We start from the raw sequence: 19521 nt of genomic DNA, 5'->3' as shown, positions 1-19521 counted from the left end.
TTCCGATATGCTGGAATTATTCAGCATCGAGGGATTTCCCATGCAGACCGGCTTTCTCGACCACATCTCCGACATCCTCCAGGGCATCGAAGCCGATGGGCTTCTGAAACGCGAACGCGAAATCGTCAGCCCGCAATCGGGCCGCATCCAGGTGCGCGACGCCAAGGGCACGCGCGAGATGATCAATCTCTGCGCCAACAATTATCTCGGCCTTGCCAACCATCCCGAAATCGAAAAGGCCGCGAAGGCCGCGATCGACAGCCACGGCTTCGGCATGGCCTCGGTCCGCTTCATCTGCGGCGCGCAGGATATTCACCGGCAGCTCGAGCAGGCGATCGCCCGCTATCTCGACAAGGACGACGCGATCCTATTCGCCGCCTGCTTCGACGCCAATGGCGGGATCTTCGAGACGCTGCTCGGCGCTGAAGATGCGGTCATTTCCGACAGCCTCAACCATGCCTCGATCATCGACGGCGTGCGCCTCTCCAAGGCGAAGCGCTACCGCTATGCCAATTCGGACATGGACGGACTGGAAGACGAGCTTAAGAAGGCAATTGCCGACGGCACGCGCTTCCGCCTGATCGTGACCGACGGCGTCTTCTCGATGGACGGCTATGTCGCCAAGCTCCCGGAGATCTGCGCGCTCGCCGAAAAATACGGCGCCATGGTGATGATCGACGAATGCCACGCCACGGGCCATCTCGGCGACAAGGGCAAGGGCACGCCGACACTGACCGGTGTCGGCACCCGCGTCGACATCATCACCGGCACCTTCGGCAAGACGCTGGGTGGCGCCATGGGGGGCTTCATCGCCGGCCCGAAAGCCGCGATCGACCTGCTGCGCCAGCGGGCGCGGCCCTATCTATTCTCCAACAGCCTGGCGCCTGCCGTGGCGGCCGGCTCGCTGAAGGCGATCGAGATAGCCGAAAGCGCCGACGATCTGCGCGCCAAACTCTCCGGTCACACGACACGTTTCCGCCAGGGCCTGACTGAGGCCGGTTTCGAACTGCTTCCCGGAGAGACGCCGATCATCCCGGTCATGACCCATGACGCCGTGCTCGCTCAGAAGCTTGCCGCCGAACTCGATGCCCGCGGCGTCTATGTCGCCGGCTTCTTCTTCCCCGTCGTGCCCAAGGGCCAGGCCCGTATCCGCACCCAGATGTCGGCAGCGCTTTCCGAGGCCGATATCGACACCGCCACCGCCGCATTCATCGATGCCGGCAAGACCATCGGGATGATCTGATCATGAAGGCGCTTTCCAAGCAGAAATCCGAAGCCGGCATCTGGATGATCGACGCAGCCGTTCCCGAGATCGGGCCCGACGACGTGCTGGTCAAGATCAACAAAACAGGCATCTGCGGCACCGACGTGCATATCTACAAATGGGACGAGTGGGCGCAGAAGACGATCCCCGTGCCGATGATTACCGGCCATGAATATGCCGGAGAGATCGTCGCCGTCGGCGCCAATGTCCGCAACCTCCAGATCGGCCAGCGCGTCTCCGGCGAGGGCCATCTCGTCGGCATGAACAGCCGCGCCTCACGCGCCGGCAAATATCATCTCGACCCGGAGACCAAGGGCATCGGCGTCAACGTGCAGGGGACGTTTGCGGAATTTGCCAAGATCCCGGCCTTCAACATCATCCCGCTGCCGGACACGATCGACGATGAGATCGGCGCGATCCTCGATCCGCTCGGCAATGCCGTGCACACGGCGCTCGCCTTCGATCTCGTCGGCGAGGATGTCATCATCACCGGCGCAGGTCCGATCGGCATCATGGGCGCGGCGATCGCCCGCCATGTCGGCGCGCGTCATGTCGTGATCACCGACGTCAACCCGGAGCGCCTGGCGCTCGCAGCCGAAGTCGCAGACGTGCATCCGGTCAACGTGGCGAAGGAAGACCTGCGCGATGTCATGGCGAAGCTGAAGATGAAGGAAGGCTTTGACGTGGGCCTCGAGATGAGCGGCTCGCCGGCAGCGCTTGACCAGATGATCGACCATCTCGTCATGGGCGGCCGGATCGCGCTTCTCGGCGTGCCGGCCCGGCCATTCCATTTCGACCTCTCCAAGGTCGTTTTCCGCATGGTGACGCTGAAGGGCATCTATGGCCGCGAAATGTTCGACACTTGGCACAAGATGCTGGCCATGCTCGAAAGCGGGCTGGACGTGCGCAAAGTCATCACCCACCGGATGAAGGTGGACGACTATGCTAGAGCCTTTGAACTCGCGGCTGCCGGCAAGGCGAGCAAGATCGTGCTCGACTGGACCTGACCGGAAACTTGGCCGAACCGTTTTTGCTGGAACATTGAACGGCTGAACGGCGTATGGTGATGGTCTGAAACGGGGAGCCATCATGCGGCAAATCGGTCGAGTGCAGGAAGTCTGGCGTTATCCGGTCAGTTCCGTGGGCGGCGAAGCCTTGTCCTCGATCACCGTCACGCCGGACGGCATACCGGGCGACAGGCGCTTTGCCCTCTTCGACCCGGAGACCGGGCTTGCGGCTGCCCCTGAACGCGAAACCCGCTGGCGGCCTGCCCTCTTCATCACGGCTTCGCAGCCAGTCGCCGGCCTGCCGGTGCTGCACTTTGCCGACGGCGCGCAACATGGCCTCGACGATCCTGACCTTCCGGAGCGTCTCGCCGAACATTTCGGGTTTCCTGTCGGGATCGGGCTTGCCGGATCCGGCGATATCCGCCTGCCCGTCGTCTCCAACCGCTACACGCCAGCGCCGCTGCATCTCGTTACGACGGCCTCGGTTGCGGCACTCGCGGCGGCAGCGGGGCTATCCTCCATCGACACCAGACGCTTTCGGCCCTCGGTCTTCATCGAGACCCAGGACGGCCAGGGCTTCATGGAAAACCACTGGGTCGGCCAGTCCATCCGCATCGGCGAGGCCGAGATCCGGGTCACCGAGGCCTCGCGCCGCTGTGGCATGACGCTGGTCGCGCAGCCCGGCCTCTCCGAAGAGCCCGACGTCCTGCGCGGCATCATGCGCCACAACAAGCGCAACCTCGGCGTCTATGCCGCGCCCACAGCACCGGTGACGGTCTCCGTGGGCGATCCGGTCTACGCGGATATCTGAAAGAGCGGTTCGTCGGACTTTGCGACATCCGCCAGGATCGCCTTGCCGACGGTTTCCCCGATGTCCCGCGCGCTGGTAATCCCCTGCACGAAGGGCTCCTTGTGCAACAGGAAGGCGATCGCCGCGCAATAGAGCCTGGCCGTCGAAGGCAGGCCGAGCCGCGGACGATAGAATTCATCGACGTCGATCCCGCCTGTGCGCACCATGGCGGGGTCCCGATCGGGCAACCGGAACGCGCCCGGTTTCGGCGTCGCCGATTCCCGCACTCCGCCCTGTGCGACAAGGGTCGGAAATGGCAGATCCGTGGCCGACAGTGTCTCCTGTCCCGTCGCATCGATGAAGGCGCCGAAGCGATGGGTCGCCTCGCCCACCACGACCTCGGCGCCATGATCCAGGCCGTCCTCGGCGGTGCGGATCTTGTAGTCTTCGCCGAGCCTCAGGATCGAGAGCTTGCCGGCCCGCGAGAGCGCCAGCAGCCGGCGGATCGACATCAGCGGGACCGTTGCATAGTCGTCGATGAAGATGCCCTTGAAGTGCCGGTGGAAGCGCTTCAGGTCGTTTTCGTCGAGATGCGGAATGATGCGCGCCACGATCTCGTGCGTGATCAGGATAGCGTAGCGCCACGGCACGGTATAGCGCTTGGCGCGGTTCTCCTCGGTCTCCGCCAGGTTCTTCGCGGCCCAGACAAAGGGATCGTTTTCGGTGCGGTCGGCATAATAGGCCGCCGCGAAGGTTTCGACTGTCAACTGCGACAGGCCGATGCGCGCGGCATAATCCGGATCGCGGGCAACGATTTCACTGCGGAAGAGATCGAAGACGTCATCGAGGAGGTCGTGACGACCTGTCGCGATCAGCGCGTCGACGGCCTCCTCGGTGCAGATCAGCGGCGTCACATAGGGCAGCGGACAATAGAAGTCCGCTTCAGGGAGGATGCCCTTGCGCGACATCAGCGTTGCGGTGAAGCCTTCGGTATCGGCTGCCGGCTGGTATTGCAGGTCGCCCGCCGCATCGCTGTAGAACATGCCATGCGCGGTCGCCACCGTCATCAGGGCGTCGATGCCGCTCAAGGATGTGCCGAGAATGCCAACGGCCTCGTTGCGGATCGACGTCAGCACGGTCGCCGGCCAGGGCGAGACGAAATAGCCGGGGCGGATTTCCGTGCTGTCCGGCCAGTTGTGGCCCGTCGCCATCACGACGTGATCGAAGCTCGCATCTTCCTCGCCCTCGGAATGGGCGACGCGCAGGCGGATCGCTTCCGGCTGGATTTCGATGTCCACCACCTTGTGGCGTGCCCGCACATAAATCTCATGACCGTGATCGGCGGCAATGGTCAACATCCGCTCGAACTGCGCCTGCATGTAATCGCCCAGGACAAGGCGCGGATAGAACTCCCGCTCGTCGATCGTCTCGCGGCGAATGCCATGACGCATCAGCGCCTCGTCATCCTGCCGCCGCAACCAGTCGACCAGGGTCTCGGTGAAGGCCGGCAGTTCGATGCTCGGGATGTTGGAGAGCATCGCCGGATCGTTCATGTCGGGGTGGTAGGGCGTTCCCTTTCCGGGCTCACCTTCCGCTTCGTAAAGGGTGATCGACAAGGGAACGGTCGAGCCGATCAGTTGTTTGAACGTGTAGAGGCCGGTGGGACCGGTGCCGATGATCGCAATTCTCGGGAACATATGTGTACTCGCTGGCGGCGAAGGATCTCGCGCGCGTGACATTCAATGCACGTGAGCGGAGGATGTTCCGCAACGGGCCTGTCGCGCCCTGCGGCGAATGGCCCCGGAACAAATTCCCCTCGTCGCGCCTTTCCCAGCCATCGCAACACCCGAAGGAGGATGACCGATGATTTCTGCAGATCAGATCCGCGAACACATGGAAGTTCTGGCCCAGGACGGCGCCCATGTCGGCACCGTCGACCACATGGATGGCGCAAGCCGCATCAAGCTGACCAAGAACGATTCCGCTGACGGCCAGCACCACTATATCCCGCTCGACTGGGTCGACCACGTCGATCAGCACGTGCATCTCTCGAAGGATGCCGATGCCGTCAAGCGTGACTGGTCGGTCAACTGAGCGATCATACCGGCATGACGCCGGCACAGGAAAAGAGCCGACACGCTGCCGCGTGACGGCTCTTTTTCGTTGGCAAGGGTAAGGTCGACCCGCGCCGATCAGCCGCCGACCTGGGCAATCCAGTCGGGGAGGCTGTAATAGTTGGAAATGCGGGCGACCTTGCCGTCGCGGATCTCGAAGAAGGCGCCGGCCGGCAGACGATAGGTCTGGCCACTGGCTTCCGGCAGACCTTCGTCGGTGGCGAGATAGGTGCCGTTGACGATGAACTCTGCCGCACCGCGCGTGCCGTCCTCGTTCACCATAATCACCATGTCGGTCAGCTCTTCCTTGTAGCAGCGGTTCATGTGATCCATGAACTTGGCGAAAGCGTCCTTGCCCGTCTGGCGGGCACCCTGGTTGATGTCATGGGCGACATCGTCGGTTAGGAGCGAAAGGAAGCGGTCCATGTCGCCGGCATTGAAGGCGTCGTAATAGGCACGGATGGTGGCGGCGGCGGTCATCGGTCACTCCTCGTCGTGGAATTGCTTTCTCAGGTCGTCTTGGATGGGTATAACCACTCCGCAACGGACTGAAAACACTCTATGACGCTCACGATCCAATCCTTTTCCGGCAGCGACGCGACGCCCTATTTCGACGACCTTGCAAGGCTTCGGATCGCGGTCTTCCGCGACTTTCCCTATCTCTATCATGGCGACAGCGACTATGAGCGCCAGTACATGGAAACATATGCGCGGTCGCAAGGCTCGATCTTTGTCCTCGCCATCGACGATGGCAAAGTCGTCGGTGCCTCGACGGGCACACCGATGATCTCGGAGACTGACGAGGTCCAGGCACCCTTCATCGCCGCCGGCCGCGATCCGGCCGACTATTTCTACTTCGGCGAAAGCGTGCTTCTGCCGCAGTATCGCGGCCGAGGCATCGGCGTGAAATTCTTCGAGGGCCGCGAGGCGCAAGCAAAGCGGCTCGGCCTGCGCTACGCCACCTTCTGCGCCGTCGAACGCCCCGCCGATCATCCGCGCCGGCCCGCCGACTATCAGCCGCTCGACGTCTTCTGGGCCAAGCGCGGCTATACCCATCACCCCGAGCTTCGCACGACCTTCACCTGGCGCGACCTCGACGAGACCGTCGAGAGCCCGAAGCCGCTTTCCTTCTGGATACGGGATCTCACAACATGACAGCCCTCACGCTTGCCGCCTGCCAATACAAGATCGATCTCATCGAGACCTGGGAGGATTACGTCCTCCACCTGACGGGCCTGGTGCACCAGGCCGTCGAGCGGGGCGCAAAGCTCGTGCTCCTGCCGGAATATGCCGGTCTGGTGCTCGCCGGCCAGCTCGACCCCGACACCCGCTCAGACCTGCATGGCTCGATCGCCGGCATCCAGCCGCTGATCCCGGCCTGGGTCGAGCTCTGCGAGGAGCTTGCCCGAACCCATTCGATCGTCTTCCAGCCCGGCTCCGCCCCGGTGCTCGATTCCGATGGCCAATACCGCAACCGCGCCTTTCTGTTCGGCCCCGACGGTCTGATCGGTCATCAGGACAAGATCATCATGACCCGCTTCGAGCGCGAGCAATGGGGCATTGCGGCTGGGAAGAACGGCCTCACCGCCTTCGACACGCCGCTCGGCAAGCTCGGCATCCTCATCTGCTACGACAACGAATTCCCGATGCTGGCGCATGGTCTTGCCGAACAAGGCGTCGACCTCATCCTCGCACCTTCCTGCACCGACACGCTCGCCGGCGCCTATCGCGTGCGCATCGGTGCCCAGGCCCGGGCGCTGGAAAACCAGATTGCCGTGCTCGCCTCTCCCACCGCGGGTACGGCTCCCTGGTCCCCGGCGCTCGACGAAAACCGCGGCCGCGCCGCCCTCTACGTTCCCTCCGACTACGGCATGCCGCCCAACGGCATCTATGCCGAAAGCGAGAGCGACGCTGTCGAGGAAAGCCACTGGCTGATCACCGAGATCGACCTCGACATGGTCCGTCGCCTCCGAACCGAAGGCCAGGTCGCCACCCGCCGCGACTGGCCGGAGCAGTTCGGGGTGTGAGTGCTGATCCGCGCTTGATCTGGTGCATCCTCGACTGCCGCGCTATGATGATCGGGCAACCAGAGGAGCAGCGCCTATGTCTTCTCGCACCACGATGACGATCGAAATCCGTCAGGAGGTGAAGGACCAGCTCGATGCGCTCGCATCGGGCGGGGACCGGAGCAGCCAGCACCTTGCCGAGGAAGCGGTGACCGCCTTCGTCGAGGAGGAGCTTGCCTTACGGCAGTCGATCGAAGACAGCCTTGCCGATGGGCGTACCGGCAACGTGGTCAGCCATAGTGACGCCATCGCCGACATGCGTGCGATGATCGCAGCGGTTCGCCGCGAACGGGCCACCCGGGGATGAAGCGCCCGGTCGTCTGGGCGGCCGACGCCACCCGTGACACCATGGCGATCCTCCGCCATATCGCCGAAGACGATCCCGATGCCGCCGAGCGTATCGTCGACGCGATCGAGGCGGCTGGCAATCGCCTGAGTGACATTCCGACGGGCCGCCCCGGACGTGTAGCGGGCACCTTTGAAAAATCGCTCGCCCCGCTTCCCTGGATCCTCTGCTACGCCATCGACGATCAAAAGGAGGGCGAACGCATCCTGATCCTGCGTATCATCCATACCGCCCGCAACTGGCCGCAAGGCAGCTGGCCGAGCGAGAGCTGACGCTCAAGGCTTCTCGCCGATAGCGTCACCCGGAAGCCATGCCCAACGCCTCCCGTCGCTTTTCCAGAAACCGTCGCTCCGCCTCGCCCGGCGACAGCGCAAGTGCCCGATCATAGGCATCGATGGCCTCGGCGACGCGTCCGAGACGTGCCAGCAGATCTGCACGCGCGGCATGAAAGGGCAGGAAATCGGACAAGGCTTCGGCATCCAGTCCGTCCAGTTCCGCCAGCGCCTCCTGCGCCCCCATCACTTCGGCCAGGGCCACGGCCCTGTTGATGCGGATCACCGGGTCGTCACGCAGTTCGACCAGAATGTCATAGGCCGCGAGCACGGCTTTCCAGGGCGGTGGGTCGGCAAGCGTCTTTCGCCCACACCAGAGCGCGTGGATCATCATCTGCAGGATGCGCGGCCCCGGGCCCGACAGACCGAGCGCCCGGCCGCAATAGCGCCGGGCATCCTCGATCAGCGGCTTCGACCAGAGTGCCGGATCCTGCTCGGCGAGCGGCACCATCACGCCGTCCGCGTCCATCCTCGCCGGCCGACGGGACTCGGCAAAGCGGATCGTGGCGGCGAGCGCCAGCACCTCCGCTTCCTGTGGCAGCATCTCGGCCAGCAGCGCCGTCACCTCCAGCATTTCGCGGGCAAAGCCCGCATGCCGGCTCGACCCCGCCGCATCCTCATGCGCCTTGGCATAGGCAACTTTCAGCGTCGACAGGACGGCCGCCAGCCGCTCGGCCCAGTGTTCCGGCCCCGGCACCTCGAAGCTGACGCCGGCCTCGGCAATCTTGCGCTTGGCGCGGACCAGCCGTTGGGCGAGCGTCGTCTCCGACACCAAAAAGGCTCGCGCCACCTCTTCCGTCGAGAGGCCGCAGACCAATTTCAACGTCAGCGCCGCCCGGCTGTCAGCGGCAACGGCCGGATGGCAGCAGACGAAGATCAGCTTCAGCCGTTCGTCGGGAATGACGGCGTCGTCGCTTGTCAGCCGATCCTCGGCGGTCGGTTCGGGCTCCGGCTCGTCGGGACGGTTTGCCGCCCTCGTCCGCCTTCGCCTCAGGATGTCGAGCGCTGCGCGCTCGGCCACCCGGTAGAGCCAGGCGGCCGGATCGCGCGGCAGGTCGCTCGCCTCCTCGCCCCAGGCCTTCACCGCCTTCAGACAGCTTTCGGCAAAGGCCTCCTCCGCGAGGTCGAGATCGCGGTAGCGGGCGGCAAGGGCCGCACGAATGCGCCCGCCTGCCGCCCGGAAGGTCTCGTCGAGAACCGCGTTGCGCATCGCCCGTCAGTGCTTCGCCGCGAGATCCGGCGGCATCGGCAGCACCGGCCGGACCTCGATGGCTCCGTCCTTGCCGAGCGGCACTTTTCTGGCGATCGCGATCGCCGCATCCAGATCTTCGGCTTCCACGAGGTAGAAGCCGCCTAGCTGTTCGCGCGTCTCGGCGAAGGGACCGTCATGGATGGTCTGCTTGCCGGCGGTGGTGCGCACCGTGGTCGCAGCCTCCGTGCCCTTCAGCCCGGCGCCGGCGCGCATCTTCTCGCCCAGTTCGTGGCTGAAGGCGAAATGGCGCGGTCCGAGATCGGCCATGATCGGCCCGGTCTTGTCGGGTCCGCCGAAGATTTCCTCGTTTTCATAGATCAGCAGCATGTATTGCATGGTCGTTGCCCCTCCTGCGGGCCCTTTGCGGCATCGTCGATCGATCCCGTCGAGCAAGAGACGCGGCTGCGACACAGGATTCGACAACGGCCGAGGAAATATTTCCGGGCCCCCTCCACTATCAGCGAGAGCCCGGTCCGTGACAATGGCGCGCGTCGCGCGGTGCGCAGGCCCGGCTGCGACGTCAAAACCGCCGTGATCGCCCGGAAAACCCGATCTTTCCGCTTTGCGAGAGAAGGGGCCGCTGCTATATGCGCGTGCCATGAGCACATCGTCCCGCACCCCTCTCGACCATATCCGCAACTTTTCCATCGTCGCACATATCGACCATGGCAAATCGACGCTGGCCGACCGTCTGATCCAGATGACCGGTGGCCTCGCCGACCGCGAGATGTCGGAGCAGGTTCTCGACAACATGGAGATCGAGAAGGAACGCGGCATCACCATCAAGGCCCAGACCGTGCGTCTGCACTACAAGGCCAATGACGGCGAAACCTATGTGCTGAACCTGATCGACACGCCCGGCCATGTCGACTTCGCCTATGAAGTCTCGCGCTCGCTCTCGGCCTGCGAAGGCTCGCTGCTCGTCGTCGACGCCTCTCAAGGCGTCGAAGCCCAGACGCTGGCGAATGTCTACCAGGCGATCGACAACGACCACGAGCTCGTGACCGTGCTCAACAAGGTCGACCTGCCGGCCGCGGAACCCGAGCGCATCAAGGAGCAGATCGAGGAAGTCATCGGCATCGATGCCTCCGAGGCCGTGCTGATTTCGGCCAAGACGGGCTTGGGCATTCCCGACGTTCTCGAAGCCATCGTGCACAAGCTGCCGGCGCCGAAGAGCGAAGGCGGCGAAAAGGCACCGTTGAAGGCGCTGCTCGTCGACAGCTGGTACGACACCTATCTCGGCGTCATGGTTCTCGTGCGCGTGCTCGACGGCGTTCTGACCAAGGGCCAGACCATCCGCATGATGGGCACGGATGCCAAATACACGATCGAACGCGTCGGCGTGCTGACGCCGAAAATGGTCAATGTCGATTCGCTCGGCCCGGGCGAGATCGGCTTCTTCACCGCCTCGATCAAGGAAGTGGCAGACACCCGCGTCGGCGATACCATCACCGAGGACAAGCGCCCGACCGAAAAGATGCTGCCGGGCTTCAAGCCGGCCCAGCCGGTCGTTTTCTGCGGTCTCTTCCCGGTCGATGCCGCAGACTTCGAAGACCTGCGCGCGGCCATGGGCAAGCTGCGCCTCAACGACGCCTCCTTCTCCTTCGAAATGGAATCGTCTGCGGCGCTCGGCTTCGGCTTCCGCTGCGGCTTCCTCGGCCTGCTCCACCTCGAAATCATCCAGGAGCGCCTCGAACGCGAATTCGATCTCGACCTGATCGCGACCGCGCCGTCCGTTGTCTACAAGCTCTACATGACCGATGGCACGGAGCGCGAGCTGCACAATCCGGCCGACATGCCGGACGTGGTCAAGATCGACGAAATCCACGAGCCGTGGATCAAGGCAACGATCCTCACCCCGGACGATTATCTCGGCGGTATCCTGAAACTCTGCCAGGACCGGCGCGGCATCCAGACCGAACTCACTTACGTGGGCAAGCGCGCGATGATCACTTATGAGCTGCCGCTCAACGAAGTGGTCTTCGATTTCTACGACCGCCTGAAGTCGATCTCCAAGGGCTACGCCTCCTTCGACTACCATCTCGACGGCCATCGCGAGGGCAACCTCGTGAAAATGTCGATCCTCGTCAACGGCGAGCCGGTCGATGCGCTGTCGATGATGGTGCACCGCATGGCGGCGGAAAAGCGCGGCCGCGACATGTGTGAAAAGCTGAAGGACCTGATCCCGAAGCACATGTTCAAGATCCCGATCCAGGCCGCCATCGGCGGCAATGTGATCGCGCGCGAAACCATCTCGGCGCTCCGCAAGGACGTCACCGCCAAGTGCTATGGCGGCGACGCGACCCGCAAGCGCAAGCTCCTCGACAAGCAGAAGGCCGGCAAGAAGCGCATGCGCCAGTTCGGTAAAGTCGAAATCCCGCAGGAAGCGTTTATCGCCGCGCTGAAGATGAGCGACGAGTAAGGGGTGGGGGGCCCTCCCCACAGGGCCCATTACTCGCTATATTGGCGTATCTCGGAGTTGCGCCATGTCGATCGAAGCCCGCAAGCCACAGGACCTGACTGTCAGCGAAGCCCTCGTCGCCGAGGCGGAGGCGCTCGGCCTCGACGTCATGGGTGCTGCCGAACAGGGCATTGCCCGCGCCATCAAGGCGGAAAAAGAACGGCGCTGGAAGATCGAGAATGCCGATGCCATCAAGGCGTCGAATGACTATGTCGCCAAGCATGGTCTGCCGCTCGCGAAATACCGGCAGTTTTGACCATGGCCCGCTTCCACGTTCACCGGATCGGGAACGATGGAAGCCTTGCCCTCGACCTGCAATCCAACTTTCTGGATCCTCTGACGACCCGTCGTGGTGGTCCCCTTGGTTCGCATCGGGGAGGTCGGAAACCTCATCCCGCGCCTCAATCCCCGCCTGACGATCGACGGCGAGACTTTCGCAATGCTCACCCAATTCATCACCACGGTCCCGATCTCCGTCGTCGGCCCCGCCATCGCCGACCTTTCGTCCCGCGCCGACGAGATCACCGGCGCCACCGACTTCCTCTTCCAGGGCTTTTGAACCCTTCTTGCCCACCTGCTTCAGTCGCGTTAGCATTTGAATGCAATCATAAGCCGATGGACGGATGAGGGGAGAGACGGGCATGCACAAATTCAAGATCATCAAGACCGAAAAGGGCGAGTTCCGCGTCCAGTTCGTCTACAATGCCGAGGTCATGGTCTGGTCGGAGAACTACGCTTCGAAGGCGAGCGCAAAGAACTGCGTCGAGTCCCTGAAGAAGAATGCCCCCGCCGCCCCCGTCGTCGACCTCACCAAGGAGGAGACCGGCAGCGGTTATCGTTTCGAGATCGACCAGGCGAAAAACGGCGAAACCTTCGTCCGCTTCCGCGCGGCCAATGGCGAGATCATGGTGCGCTCGGAAACGTATAAGTCGAAGTCGAGCGCCAAGAGCTGCATCGCCTCGATCCAGAAGCGCGTGGCCGAGGCTGCGGTGGAAGAGGCGGAGTGAAGGTCGATTCTGCCTCTCCCCTTGTGGGAGAGGCTTCGGAGCGGTGGCCGCAGTCTCCCCTCCAAGAGCGGAGATTGACGCCGTGTTTTCGACCTTCGCCCCTCAAACCCAATCACATCAGCCCCTCATCCGCCTGCCGGCACCTTCTCCCCGCGAGCGGGGGGAAGGCCATGACGGCCACCGCTTGCGCCCCCCTCTCCCCGCCTGCGGGGAGAGGGCAGGGTGAGGGGCAAAGGCCACGAACTCGGCGGCTGCCGCCCACCTCCCCGCTTGTGGGGGAGGACGGAAAATCGAAGGCTTAGGCCAGCGTAAGCCGCCTAAACTTCAGATTTTCCAGGAGAGGGGATCGGTTTCGTGGGCACTCACCTGACCGAGGGGAGATGGGTCGCGCCCTCACATCCCCTCGCCCGGCTTCCAGGCCCTCGGCGGCGCCCCGCGCTCGACCACATAAAACCCGTCCGCCGCAACCTTCTGCCAGTCCCCCGCCTCGCCGTCGGGCCACAAGACACGGATCTCGGTCTCGGCCTGGTCGCCCAGACCGAAATGCCACCAGCCGGTCTTGCCGCTGGCATGGCCGCCGCCGAGGGTGATTTCGCGGCGCTGCAAGTGGTCGCCGGTTTTCACCTCGATCCAGGCGCCGATCGCTTCGCGGTTCGGGCCCTGCTGGCGCAGCGTGACTTGCAGGTAATGGCCGGGCGTTTCCGTCGTGTTGCGCCAGATCTCGACGGGCGAGGCCTGGTTGACGACGAGCAGGTCGATCTTGCCGTCGAGGTTGAAATCGGAAAGCGCCCCGCCGCGGCCGGTCGCCATCGAGGCGATGCCGGCCCTGTCGCCCATTTCGGTGAACTTGCCGTCTTCGCCCTGGACCAGCAGGTTGTTCGGATCCTTCTCGGCAAAGTCCGGCATCTTGGCCACATTGCCCTTGGCGATGAAGAGGTCGGCGCGGCCGTCATTGTTGACGTCCTCGAAATCCGTGTGCCAGGCCGTCGAGGGGCGGATTTCGCCGCCGGTATAGGGCCGGTGGGCGGTCGCGCCCTTGGCGAAGGCGACGTCGGCATAGGATGGCTTGGGCTTGCCGTCGGCCGGGATTTCGCCCAGCTTCTGCAGCTTGTTGTCGGCCATGCTGGTCAGGAAATATTCCGGATAGCCGTCGAAATCGAGGTCGTGGGAGGCGATGCCCATGCCCCAGATGCGCAGGTATTTCCAGCCTTCCTCCTGGGTGAAGAGGCGCGGCGGCTGACCCGGCTCCAGATTCCACATCTGCTCCTGACCGCCCTTGTAATATTCGCGGTCGTTGGAGACGCGGAGCGAAGGCGTGCCCGACCGGTTCCAGTCGGTGAAGAGGATCGAGAGCGGGCAATAGGAGGGGGTGAGCGATAGCGGTGGAGCGAAGCGGCGCTCGTTTGCCGCGACCGGGCGATGCAGCCAGTTGTCGGTGCAGGAGCCCCAGGGCTCGAAGTCCTCGAAGCGATCGATGTAATTGCCGATGGCAAGCGTCGGCCAGGCATTGCCCCTTTCCCAGGTGGCGGAAAATGCGGTCGACCAGGCATCGCCACCGTCGAAGCCCCAGGCCTCATTGGCGCGCTCGAAACGGCATTCGCCAAGGCCGCGCATGACGACATTCTCGCCGGAACGCAGGAGCAGGACGTCCTGCAAGCCGTCACCGTCGACATCGAGCGGATAGGCGCCGACCACCTTGTCGAGTTCGAGGCCGGAGGGCTTTTCCTCGAATTTCAGCGCGCCGCCGGCCTCGCTGCGGTTGAGATAGAACTTCGCCTTGTCCTCGCCGCCGGCCAGCACGAGATCGGGAAAGCCGTCGGTATTGCAGTCGAAGCTGCCGGCCCCGCCGCCGACCATGAATTCCCAGTCGCCGCGATAGGTGCTGGTGATGCCGCTTGACGCGGTTTCATCGGCAAAGCGGGGAACGAGCGGGCCGCGATTGGCGAGCGCCGTGCCGGCCTGGAGGCCGAAGAGAAGCGCCACGGCGGTCGCCGCACCGGCCGGATATGCGCGAGAAAAGTGCTTCATCCGCGCGTCCTCAGGGCCACCGCCTTCTCGCCGATGCAGCGCCCCTGGTCGAGGCCGCGATCGATTGCAGCGCGGAAGTGGATGCCGCCATAGAGGCGCGAGATGCCGGCTTCGTTCGCCGCATCCCAGAAGCTCTTGAAGCTCCGGTTTGGCAGCTTGTCCTTTTCATGGGTGTTGTCGGTGAAGGCGAAGTGTTCGCCGAAGAAGGCGGTGAGCACGGTCGCCGCGGCACCGGACTGGGTGGAGTGGCCGGAAGGATATTCCGGGAAAGGCGGCGTGATCAGGATCGGCTCCCATTTGGGATCGATGACGCGCTTGATGTAGGTGACCGGGCGGACGAGGTCGAATTCGAACTTGGAGTGCCAGCAGCCGATAAAGGCGTCGGCCAGCGAGATGCCGAGCCGCGCAAGAAGATCGGCATGCTCGGCAGCGCTAGCCTGGCGCTCATGGAGCAGTTTCAGCGCAATTGACATCCAGTGGCCGGGCGGGGTGGGCGAGAGCATCGGGTCGTCCGACCAGAAGCGGGCGATGGCGCGCTGCTCAGGCGTGAGATTGGTCACTGCCTCATAGACCTCAAGCGCCTCGGTGTAGAAGTCGGAGCCCTCTTGCTCGCTATAGGCCGGCGGCGGCGGCAGAGGGCAGGCATTGCCGATCTTCATGGCGAAGGGGCGGTTTTCACCCCATTTCGGCAGAAGCGGCATCTGCTGCTGATTGATCAGGTTCGTCGGCACCCAGTGCTCGGGGCCTTCGGTGAGCTTGTATTCAAGCGGGAAGCCCATGTTCTCGACCTTGGCGCCGCCGTCATCCAGCGACCAGGCGAGAATATGCGCCGTGATGCTTTCGCCATAGGCCTGGCTGCGGGCGACGAGCTCGGGCGCGAGACCGGTGGAGACTTCGGAGGAGAGCTTTTCGGTCATGCGCTTGAGGGCACGCTGACCGGTCGGGCCGGTATTGCCAAAGAATTCGCGGGCGGCCGAGGAGAGTGCCGCCTGCATGACTACGGCCTCGTCATAGGCCATGCCCCCTTCTCGCTGGGGCACGGGGGTCAGACCGTTCAACTGGCCGGAGAGCGAAGTCATTGTCGTATCGCCCGAGGCAAGCGCCTCATAGCCGGTGACGCCGAGATAGGCGAAGGCGCGGCTCGCGACCGGGGGCGAATAGGTCGGGGTGTGGCGGACGAGTTCGAGGATCAGGCGATACCAGTCGCGCATGACCTTGTCGGCGCCGACAGGGGCTGCCTGAACCGGCTGCATAGCCAGTGCCACGATGATGAAGCAGAGCGCCATCAGGCGCGTCCCGACTGCTTTCATGTCCCCCTCCCACAGGTTTCTGAAGCGATCTCAATCGATTGCATGTCGATTAAGCACGGGGGCGGACGGCTCGCAAGAGGGCGGCAGATGACACTGGATCAATTCCGGCCGATGAGGCCATCCCCCCGGACGCCTCTCAAGCCGGCTTGATCTGCCGGACCCAGGCGCGGGCGATTGCCAGACCCGCCTCGTCGGAAAGGGCGCCATCGGTCGGTTCGAGCTCCGGATGGCGCTCAAGCCAGCCGGGCGCCTTGCGCTCGATGAGATCGGGAAAGTGGGTCATCCAGTTGCGGACGACATTCCGGTTGGCCTCGAAGTGGAACTGAAAGCCATAGGCTGCGCGGCCGATGCGGAAGGCCTGATGGCGGGCCGCTTCGTTTTCCGCGAGATGGGCGGCACCTTCCGGAAGGGTGAAGGTGTCGTCGTGCCACTGGAAGGACAGGAAGCGGTCAGGCATGGCGGAAAGCACCGGATCGGCCTTGCCGGCTTCCGTGCGGCCGATGCTGCGCCAGCCAAATTCCCGGGCAGCGCCGATCAGGTTTTCGCCGCCATAGGCCCGCGCCAGGAGCTGGCTGCCTAGACAGATGCCAAGCACTGCCTTGCCGCTGTCGCCGAAGCGGCGCATCAACTGCGCGAGATCGGGAAGATAGGGATGCTTTTCGTCGTCGCGGGCATTCTGCTCGCCGCCGAAGACGACGAGCGCATCAAACGCATCGAAGTCCGGCAAGGGCTCACCGCCAAAGGCCCTGAAGGTCGCAGGGGTTGCACCTGCCTCGGCAAGAGCAATGCCGACCTGTCCGGCTTCGGTGACCCTGGTGTTTTCGACGATGGCAACGCGCATGGGGAATCGGCTCTCACGGTGGGTTTGCCAGAGAAAGCATGCGGCCGCCTTGTCGGCAAGACGGGAGGGTGCCGGTACCGGCCCCTCCCCCCGCGATCAGAAGGTTTTCGACAGGCGCGCATCCACCGACTGGCTGTTGCCGCCGCGAATGACGAAGAAGGCGGTCATGGCGGCCCAGAGCAGTGATTTTTCCGCGCCGGAGAAGCCCTGGTCGAGCTGGATCCAGTGGAAATAGACCGTGACGAGCAGCACGATGGTGGCGGCAAAGGCGGCCGGACGGGTGAAGAGGCCGATCGCGAGCAGGATGCCGCCGAAGAATTCGGTGATGGCGAGCAGCGGCGACCAGAAGACACCGGGATAGAAGCCGAGGCCCTCGACCATCTGGACGGCGCCGAAGGGATCGACGATCTTGCCCGCGCCGTGGATGACGAGGAAGCCACCGGCCACCAGACGCAGGAGGGTTTCCACTCCGTCATGGGCCGAGCGGTAGACAGGCGCGAGAGCGGGAACGAAAAGACGGTTGGGTTCAATGGACATGAACAAACTCCAGAATGACGATACCCAAGCCTCTTGGCGGAACCGCTGCGCCGTGGCAATTGGACGCGCCAAGAAAAGTTGATAAAACGGGTTAACTTATCCGTGAAGTGAGGACGACTGATGCAAAAGCCCCGTATCTCGATCACCTATTGCACCCAGTGCAACTGGCTTCTGCGCTCCGGCTGGATGGCGCAGGAACTTCTGCATACCTTTGCCGATGATCTGGGCGAGGTGGCGCTGATCCCCGGCACGGGCGGGATCTTCGAGATCCATCTGAATGGCGACGTCATCTGGGAGCGCAAGCGCGACGGCGGCTTTCCGGGGCCGAAGGAGCTCAAGCAGAGGGTGCGGGATGCAATCGATCCCGAGCGGGATCTGGGCCATGTCGATCGAACCAATCGTCACGAAGGTCTCGACACCTGAAGCGATAAAGGCGGCCGGGCGGCCGCCTTCCCCCGGTCGAGCCGATCAATAGAAGGGCGAACGGCAGACCTTGTAGTAGCCGCTCGTCGAGAGGAACTGGTTAGTGCGGGGATTGTAGGACCGGTAGCGATCGAGGCACCAATCGACATGGCGTGCCCAGGCGCGACCTGGCGGACGGTAGCCCGGATCGGCATAAACCGGCGGACGGGGCCGCGGGCGGTAGCCCGGCTCCACATACACGGGTGGGCGCGGACGCGGACGATAGACCGGCGGTTCGTCATAGACGGACGGCGGATAGTATTGCGGCGGCAGCGGACGTGGCCGGTAGCGCGGCGGTGGCGGACGATCCCAGGTCTCGTAGCAGCCGGAAAAGTCGCAAACGAGGTCGACGGATTGGACGTCGGCTGGCCGCTCGGCGAAGGGCTGAGCCGGTCGGGGCGTGGCCGCCTCGGCCGTCGAAGTGAAAAGCGCTGCAGCGGCAAGGGCCAAGGCCATGAAAGCGGGTCGTGTCTTCATCGTTTCGTCCTGCCTCGATCCCGGCGGGGCCTGCATGCAGGCGCGCCGACGGGGAGATTAGAGCGGATCGATCACGGCTTTTTCACGACACCGTCATCGGCGCCTCCAGCGCGCAGCGAGAAGGGATCGGGACACGGCGGGACGAATGACGAGCAACAGGTCCGTGGCACTTTCGAAGCGCTTTCGGCGGACTGACACGAAAACTTCAAAATGGCGGTTGACAGGCCGAAGCAGTCCCTTTACACGGCTCCTCGTCGCCCAGATGGCGGAATTGGTAGACGCGCCAGCTTCAGGTGCTGGTACTCGAAAGGGTGTGGAGGTTCGAGTCCTCTTCTGGGCACCAAATTCCGATTTGAGATCAGCGGTTTATGCTGATACTCGAACACTTAAAGAAGCCCGGCTTGCCGGGCTTTTTTCTTGTCTGCAGACAGGGTTTGAACCCTGCCGCAAAGCCATTTTCGACCGATCCCAACGACCCTTCCAAGAGCGGGTCGCGCACAGCCGAAAAGGACCGACCATGGACCAGACCGTCGCCATCGAAAGCCGTAGTGAATTCGCGCTCTGGGCAATCGAACGCGCCAAGGAAATCGTCGCGCAGGAGGGCACAGCGCTTGCCCTGGCGGCGCGCGACATGGACGAAGAAGGCTTGCGGGATGCGGGACACAAGCTCGGCGGCGCGATCAGCGAAGCGCTGCTTGAAGTGTTCGACGGACTGCTCGGCCAGGACGATCAGGCCTAAGCCTTAATCCCGTGTTTTGGTTCTTGCCGCGTGCTCAGTCGATGACGCGCGGATTGACGCCGGGATACCACTGGCGGCCGGTGCGGGGTGGCTGGGTCCCCTGATAGACGATGCCGTTCTTCTCACAGCGATAGACCGTATAGGGAAGGACGTCGCGCAGTTCGCGCCTGCCGCCGATACCGGGACGGGGAGAGACCGTGCGGGTTTCGCAGGTCATGTCTTCGCCGAACTGATTGGCCGGATCCTGCGGCTTCACGCCCGGCAGATCCTTGAAGCTCTCCTGCCCCGCGGCACCCCAGGCGATGCCTTCGGCTGCGGAGACCGGCGCGGCCGCGAATGCCATCAGAACCGCCAGAGCGAGCGGCGCAAATCTGCGGCCGGTCATGGCGGACATCTCAATCTTTCGGCAGGCCGGGAGCATGGGCAATCTTCTCGTCAGCAAATGTGAAGCCGATATAAGCATTCGGCGTGGCGGCACCAAGGCCGAA

At 63.8% G+C, this 19521-nt stretch carries 24 protein-coding genes and 1 tRNA gene; 15 read left to right on the top strand and 10 right to left on the bottom strand.

The genetic code is table 11. From position 1 onward, the window contains the following. The first annotated feature begins 40 nt into the window (after positions 1-40). The 3 genes from M1E12_RS20705 to M1E12_RS20695 all read left to right on the top strand — a co-directional run bounded on the left by M1E12_RS20705 (position 41) and on the right by M1E12_RS20695 (position 3082). Positions 41-1243, top strand: a complete 1203-nt coding sequence (locus M1E12_RS20705; protein WP_479563130.1) for a glycine C-acetyltransferase — start codon at positions 41-43, stop codon at positions 1241-1243. A 2-nt stretch (positions 1244-1245) separates the two neighbouring features. Then, positions 1246-2271 (top strand): L-threonine 3-dehydrogenase, encoded by a 1026-nt coding sequence (tdh, locus tag M1E12_RS20700; protein WP_479563129.1) that lies wholly within the window; start codon positions 1246-1248, stop codon positions 2269-2271. Positions 2272-2353: 82 nt separating this feature from the next. Continuing rightward, positions 2354-3082 carry an MOSC domain-containing protein gene (locus tag M1E12_RS20695; RefSeq protein ID WP_479563128.1) on the top strand — a complete coding sequence of 243 codons (729 nt, stop codon included), beginning with the start codon at positions 2354-2356 and terminating at the stop codon, positions 3080-3082. Here the strand turns inward: M1E12_RS20695 and M1E12_RS20690 are convergent. Then, a complete protein-coding gene (locus M1E12_RS20690) occupies positions 3067-4758 on the bottom strand; it encodes an FAD/NAD(P)-binding protein (RefSeq protein ID WP_479563127.1) in 1692 nt (563 codons plus the stop codon). The two genes, M1E12_RS20695 and M1E12_RS20690, sit on opposite strands and share 16 nt — an antisense overlap. 166 nt (positions 4759-4924) lie before the next feature. On the opposite strand from M1E12_RS20690, the gene M1E12_RS20685 reads away from it, so the two are divergent. Continuing rightward, a complete protein-coding gene (locus tag M1E12_RS20685; protein WP_113460265.1) occupies positions 4925-5155 on the top strand; it encodes a DUF2171 domain-containing protein in 231 nt (76 codons plus the stop codon). A gap of 98 nt (positions 5156-5253) precedes the next feature. Here M1E12_RS20685 and M1E12_RS20680 read toward each other — a convergent pair whose 3' ends face one another. Continuing rightward, a complete protein-coding gene (locus M1E12_RS20680) occupies positions 5254-5655 on the bottom strand; it encodes a ketosteroid isomerase-related protein (RefSeq protein WP_479563126.1) in 402 nt (133 codons plus the stop codon). 81 nt (positions 5656-5736) lie between these two features. Here M1E12_RS20680 and M1E12_RS20675 point away from each other — a divergent pair, with 81 nt between their 5' ends. The 4 genes from M1E12_RS20675 to M1E12_RS20660 all read left to right on the top strand — a co-directional run bounded on the left by M1E12_RS20675 (position 5737) and on the right by M1E12_RS20660 (position 7859). Further along, entirely contained in the window at positions 5737-6330 is a 594-nt protein-coding gene (locus M1E12_RS20675; protein ID WP_479563125.1) for a GNAT family N-acetyltransferase, read from the top strand. Beyond that, positions 6327-7202, top strand: coding sequence for a carbon-nitrogen hydrolase family protein (locus M1E12_RS20670; RefSeq protein WP_479563124.1), 876 nt, complete (start codon positions 6327-6329; stop codon positions 7200-7202). The genes M1E12_RS20675 and M1E12_RS20670 overlap by 4 nt, the downstream gene beginning before the upstream one ends. 76 nt (positions 7203-7278) lie before the next feature. Next, positions 7279-7548 (top strand): CopG family ribbon-helix-helix protein, encoded by a 270-nt coding sequence (locus M1E12_RS20665; protein WP_479563123.1) that lies wholly within the window; start codon positions 7279-7281, stop codon positions 7546-7548. Beyond that, positions 7545-7859 (top strand): type II toxin-antitoxin system RelE/ParE family toxin, encoded by a 315-nt coding sequence (locus tag M1E12_RS20660; RefSeq protein ID WP_479563122.1) that lies wholly within the window; start codon positions 7545-7547, stop codon positions 7857-7859. The genes M1E12_RS20665 and M1E12_RS20660 overlap by 4 nt, the downstream gene beginning before the upstream one ends. A gap of 25 nt (positions 7860-7884) precedes the next feature. Here the strand turns inward: M1E12_RS20660 and M1E12_RS20655 are convergent, their stop codons facing one another. Both M1E12_RS20655 and M1E12_RS20650 read right to left on the bottom strand, forming a co-directional pair. Continuing rightward, complete coding sequence (locus M1E12_RS20655) at positions 7885-9129, bottom strand: RNA polymerase sigma factor (RefSeq protein ID WP_479563121.1); 1245 nt, start codon at positions 9127-9129, stop codon at positions 7885-7887. A gap of 6 nt (positions 9130-9135) precedes the next feature. Next, positions 9136-9507 (bottom strand): YciI family protein, encoded by a 372-nt coding sequence (locus M1E12_RS20650; RefSeq protein ID WP_479563120.1) that lies wholly within the window; start codon positions 9505-9507, stop codon positions 9136-9138. A 262-nt stretch (positions 9508-9769) separates the two neighbouring features. On the opposite strand from M1E12_RS20650, the gene lepA reads away from it, so the two are divergent. The 4 genes from lepA (at position 9770) to M1E12_RS20630 (ending at position 12639) form a co-directional block, all read left to right on the top strand. Beyond that, positions 9770-11593, top strand: a complete 1824-nt coding sequence (gene lepA / locus M1E12_RS20645) for a translation elongation factor 4 (RefSeq protein WP_113460273.1) — start codon at positions 9770-9772, stop codon at positions 11591-11593. Between the two features lie 64 nt (positions 11594-11657). Continuing rightward, on the top strand, positions 11658-11888 hold the full coding sequence (locus M1E12_RS20640) for a type II toxin-antitoxin system CcdA family antitoxin (protein ID WP_479563119.1): 231 nt from the start codon (positions 11658-11660) through the stop codon (positions 11886-11888). Positions 11889-11993: 105 nt separating this feature from the next. Continuing rightward, entirely contained in the window at positions 11994-12191 is a 198-nt protein-coding gene (locus tag M1E12_RS20635; RefSeq protein ID WP_479563118.1) for a CcdB family protein, read from the top strand. A gap of 82 nt (positions 12192-12273) precedes the next feature. Then, positions 12274-12639: a YegP family protein gene (locus M1E12_RS20630; RefSeq protein ID WP_479563117.1), complete on the top strand. Its 366-nt coding sequence runs from the start codon at positions 12274-12276 to the stop codon at positions 12637-12639. A gap of 393 nt (positions 12640-13032) precedes the next feature. Here M1E12_RS20630 and M1E12_RS20625 read toward each other — a convergent pair whose 3' ends face one another. The 4 genes from M1E12_RS20625 to M1E12_RS20610 all read right to left on the bottom strand — a co-directional run bounded on the left by M1E12_RS20625 (position 13033) and on the right by M1E12_RS20610 (position 17355). Beyond that, positions 13033-14667 carry a CRTAC1 family protein gene (locus M1E12_RS20625; RefSeq protein WP_479563116.1) on the bottom strand — a complete coding sequence of 545 codons (1635 nt, stop codon included), beginning with the start codon at positions 14665-14667 and terminating at the stop codon, positions 13033-13035. Then, entirely contained in the window at positions 14664-15977 is a 1314-nt protein-coding gene (locus M1E12_RS20620) for a vanadium-dependent haloperoxidase (protein ID WP_479563115.1), read from the bottom strand. The genes M1E12_RS20625 and M1E12_RS20620 overlap by 4 nt, the downstream gene beginning before the upstream one ends. A gap of 136 nt (positions 15978-16113) precedes the next feature. After that, on the bottom strand, positions 16114-16818 hold the full coding sequence (locus M1E12_RS20615) for a type 1 glutamine amidotransferase (protein ID WP_479563114.1): 705 nt from the start codon (positions 16816-16818) through the stop codon (positions 16114-16116). Positions 16819-16914: 96 nt separating this feature from the next. After that, a complete protein-coding gene (locus M1E12_RS20610) occupies positions 16915-17355 on the bottom strand; it encodes a DoxX family protein (RefSeq protein WP_136540018.1) in 441 nt (146 codons plus the stop codon). A gap of 120 nt (positions 17356-17475) precedes the next feature. Between M1E12_RS20610 and M1E12_RS20605 the strand changes: the two genes are divergently transcribed. Next, positions 17476-17778 (top strand): Rdx family protein, encoded by a 303-nt coding sequence (locus M1E12_RS20605; RefSeq protein WP_479563113.1) that lies wholly within the window; start codon positions 17476-17478, stop codon positions 17776-17778. A gap of 45 nt (positions 17779-17823) precedes the next feature. Here the strand turns inward: M1E12_RS20605 and M1E12_RS20600 are convergent, their stop codons facing one another. Then, positions 17824-18294 carry a BA14K family protein gene (locus M1E12_RS20600; protein WP_310239872.1) on the bottom strand — a complete coding sequence of 157 codons (471 nt, stop codon included), beginning with the start codon at positions 18292-18294 and terminating at the stop codon, positions 17824-17826. A gap of 256 nt (positions 18295-18550) precedes the next feature. Between M1E12_RS20600 and M1E12_RS20595 the strand changes: the two genes are divergently transcribed. Both M1E12_RS20595 and M1E12_RS20590 read left to right on the top strand, forming a co-directional pair. Next, a tRNA-Leu gene (locus M1E12_RS20595) sits at positions 18551-18637 on the top strand. Positions 18638-18811: 174 nt separating this feature from the next. Continuing rightward, a complete protein-coding gene (locus M1E12_RS20590) occupies positions 18812-19033 on the top strand; it encodes a hypothetical protein (RefSeq protein ID WP_479563112.1) in 222 nt (73 codons plus the stop codon). A gap of 34 nt (positions 19034-19067) precedes the next feature. On the opposite strand, the gene M1E12_RS20585 is transcribed toward M1E12_RS20590, so the two are convergent. Then, positions 19068-19418 (bottom strand): hypothetical protein, encoded by a 351-nt coding sequence (locus tag M1E12_RS20585; protein ID WP_479563111.1) that lies wholly within the window; start codon positions 19416-19418, stop codon positions 19068-19070. Positions 19419-19521 lie beyond the last annotated feature (103 nt).

The sequence above is a fragment of the Rhizobium sp. K33 genome, assembly GCF_056501445.1.
Note: the sequence above shows the minus strand (reverse complement) of the source record. Positions and strands in the feature narration are given on the sequence as shown.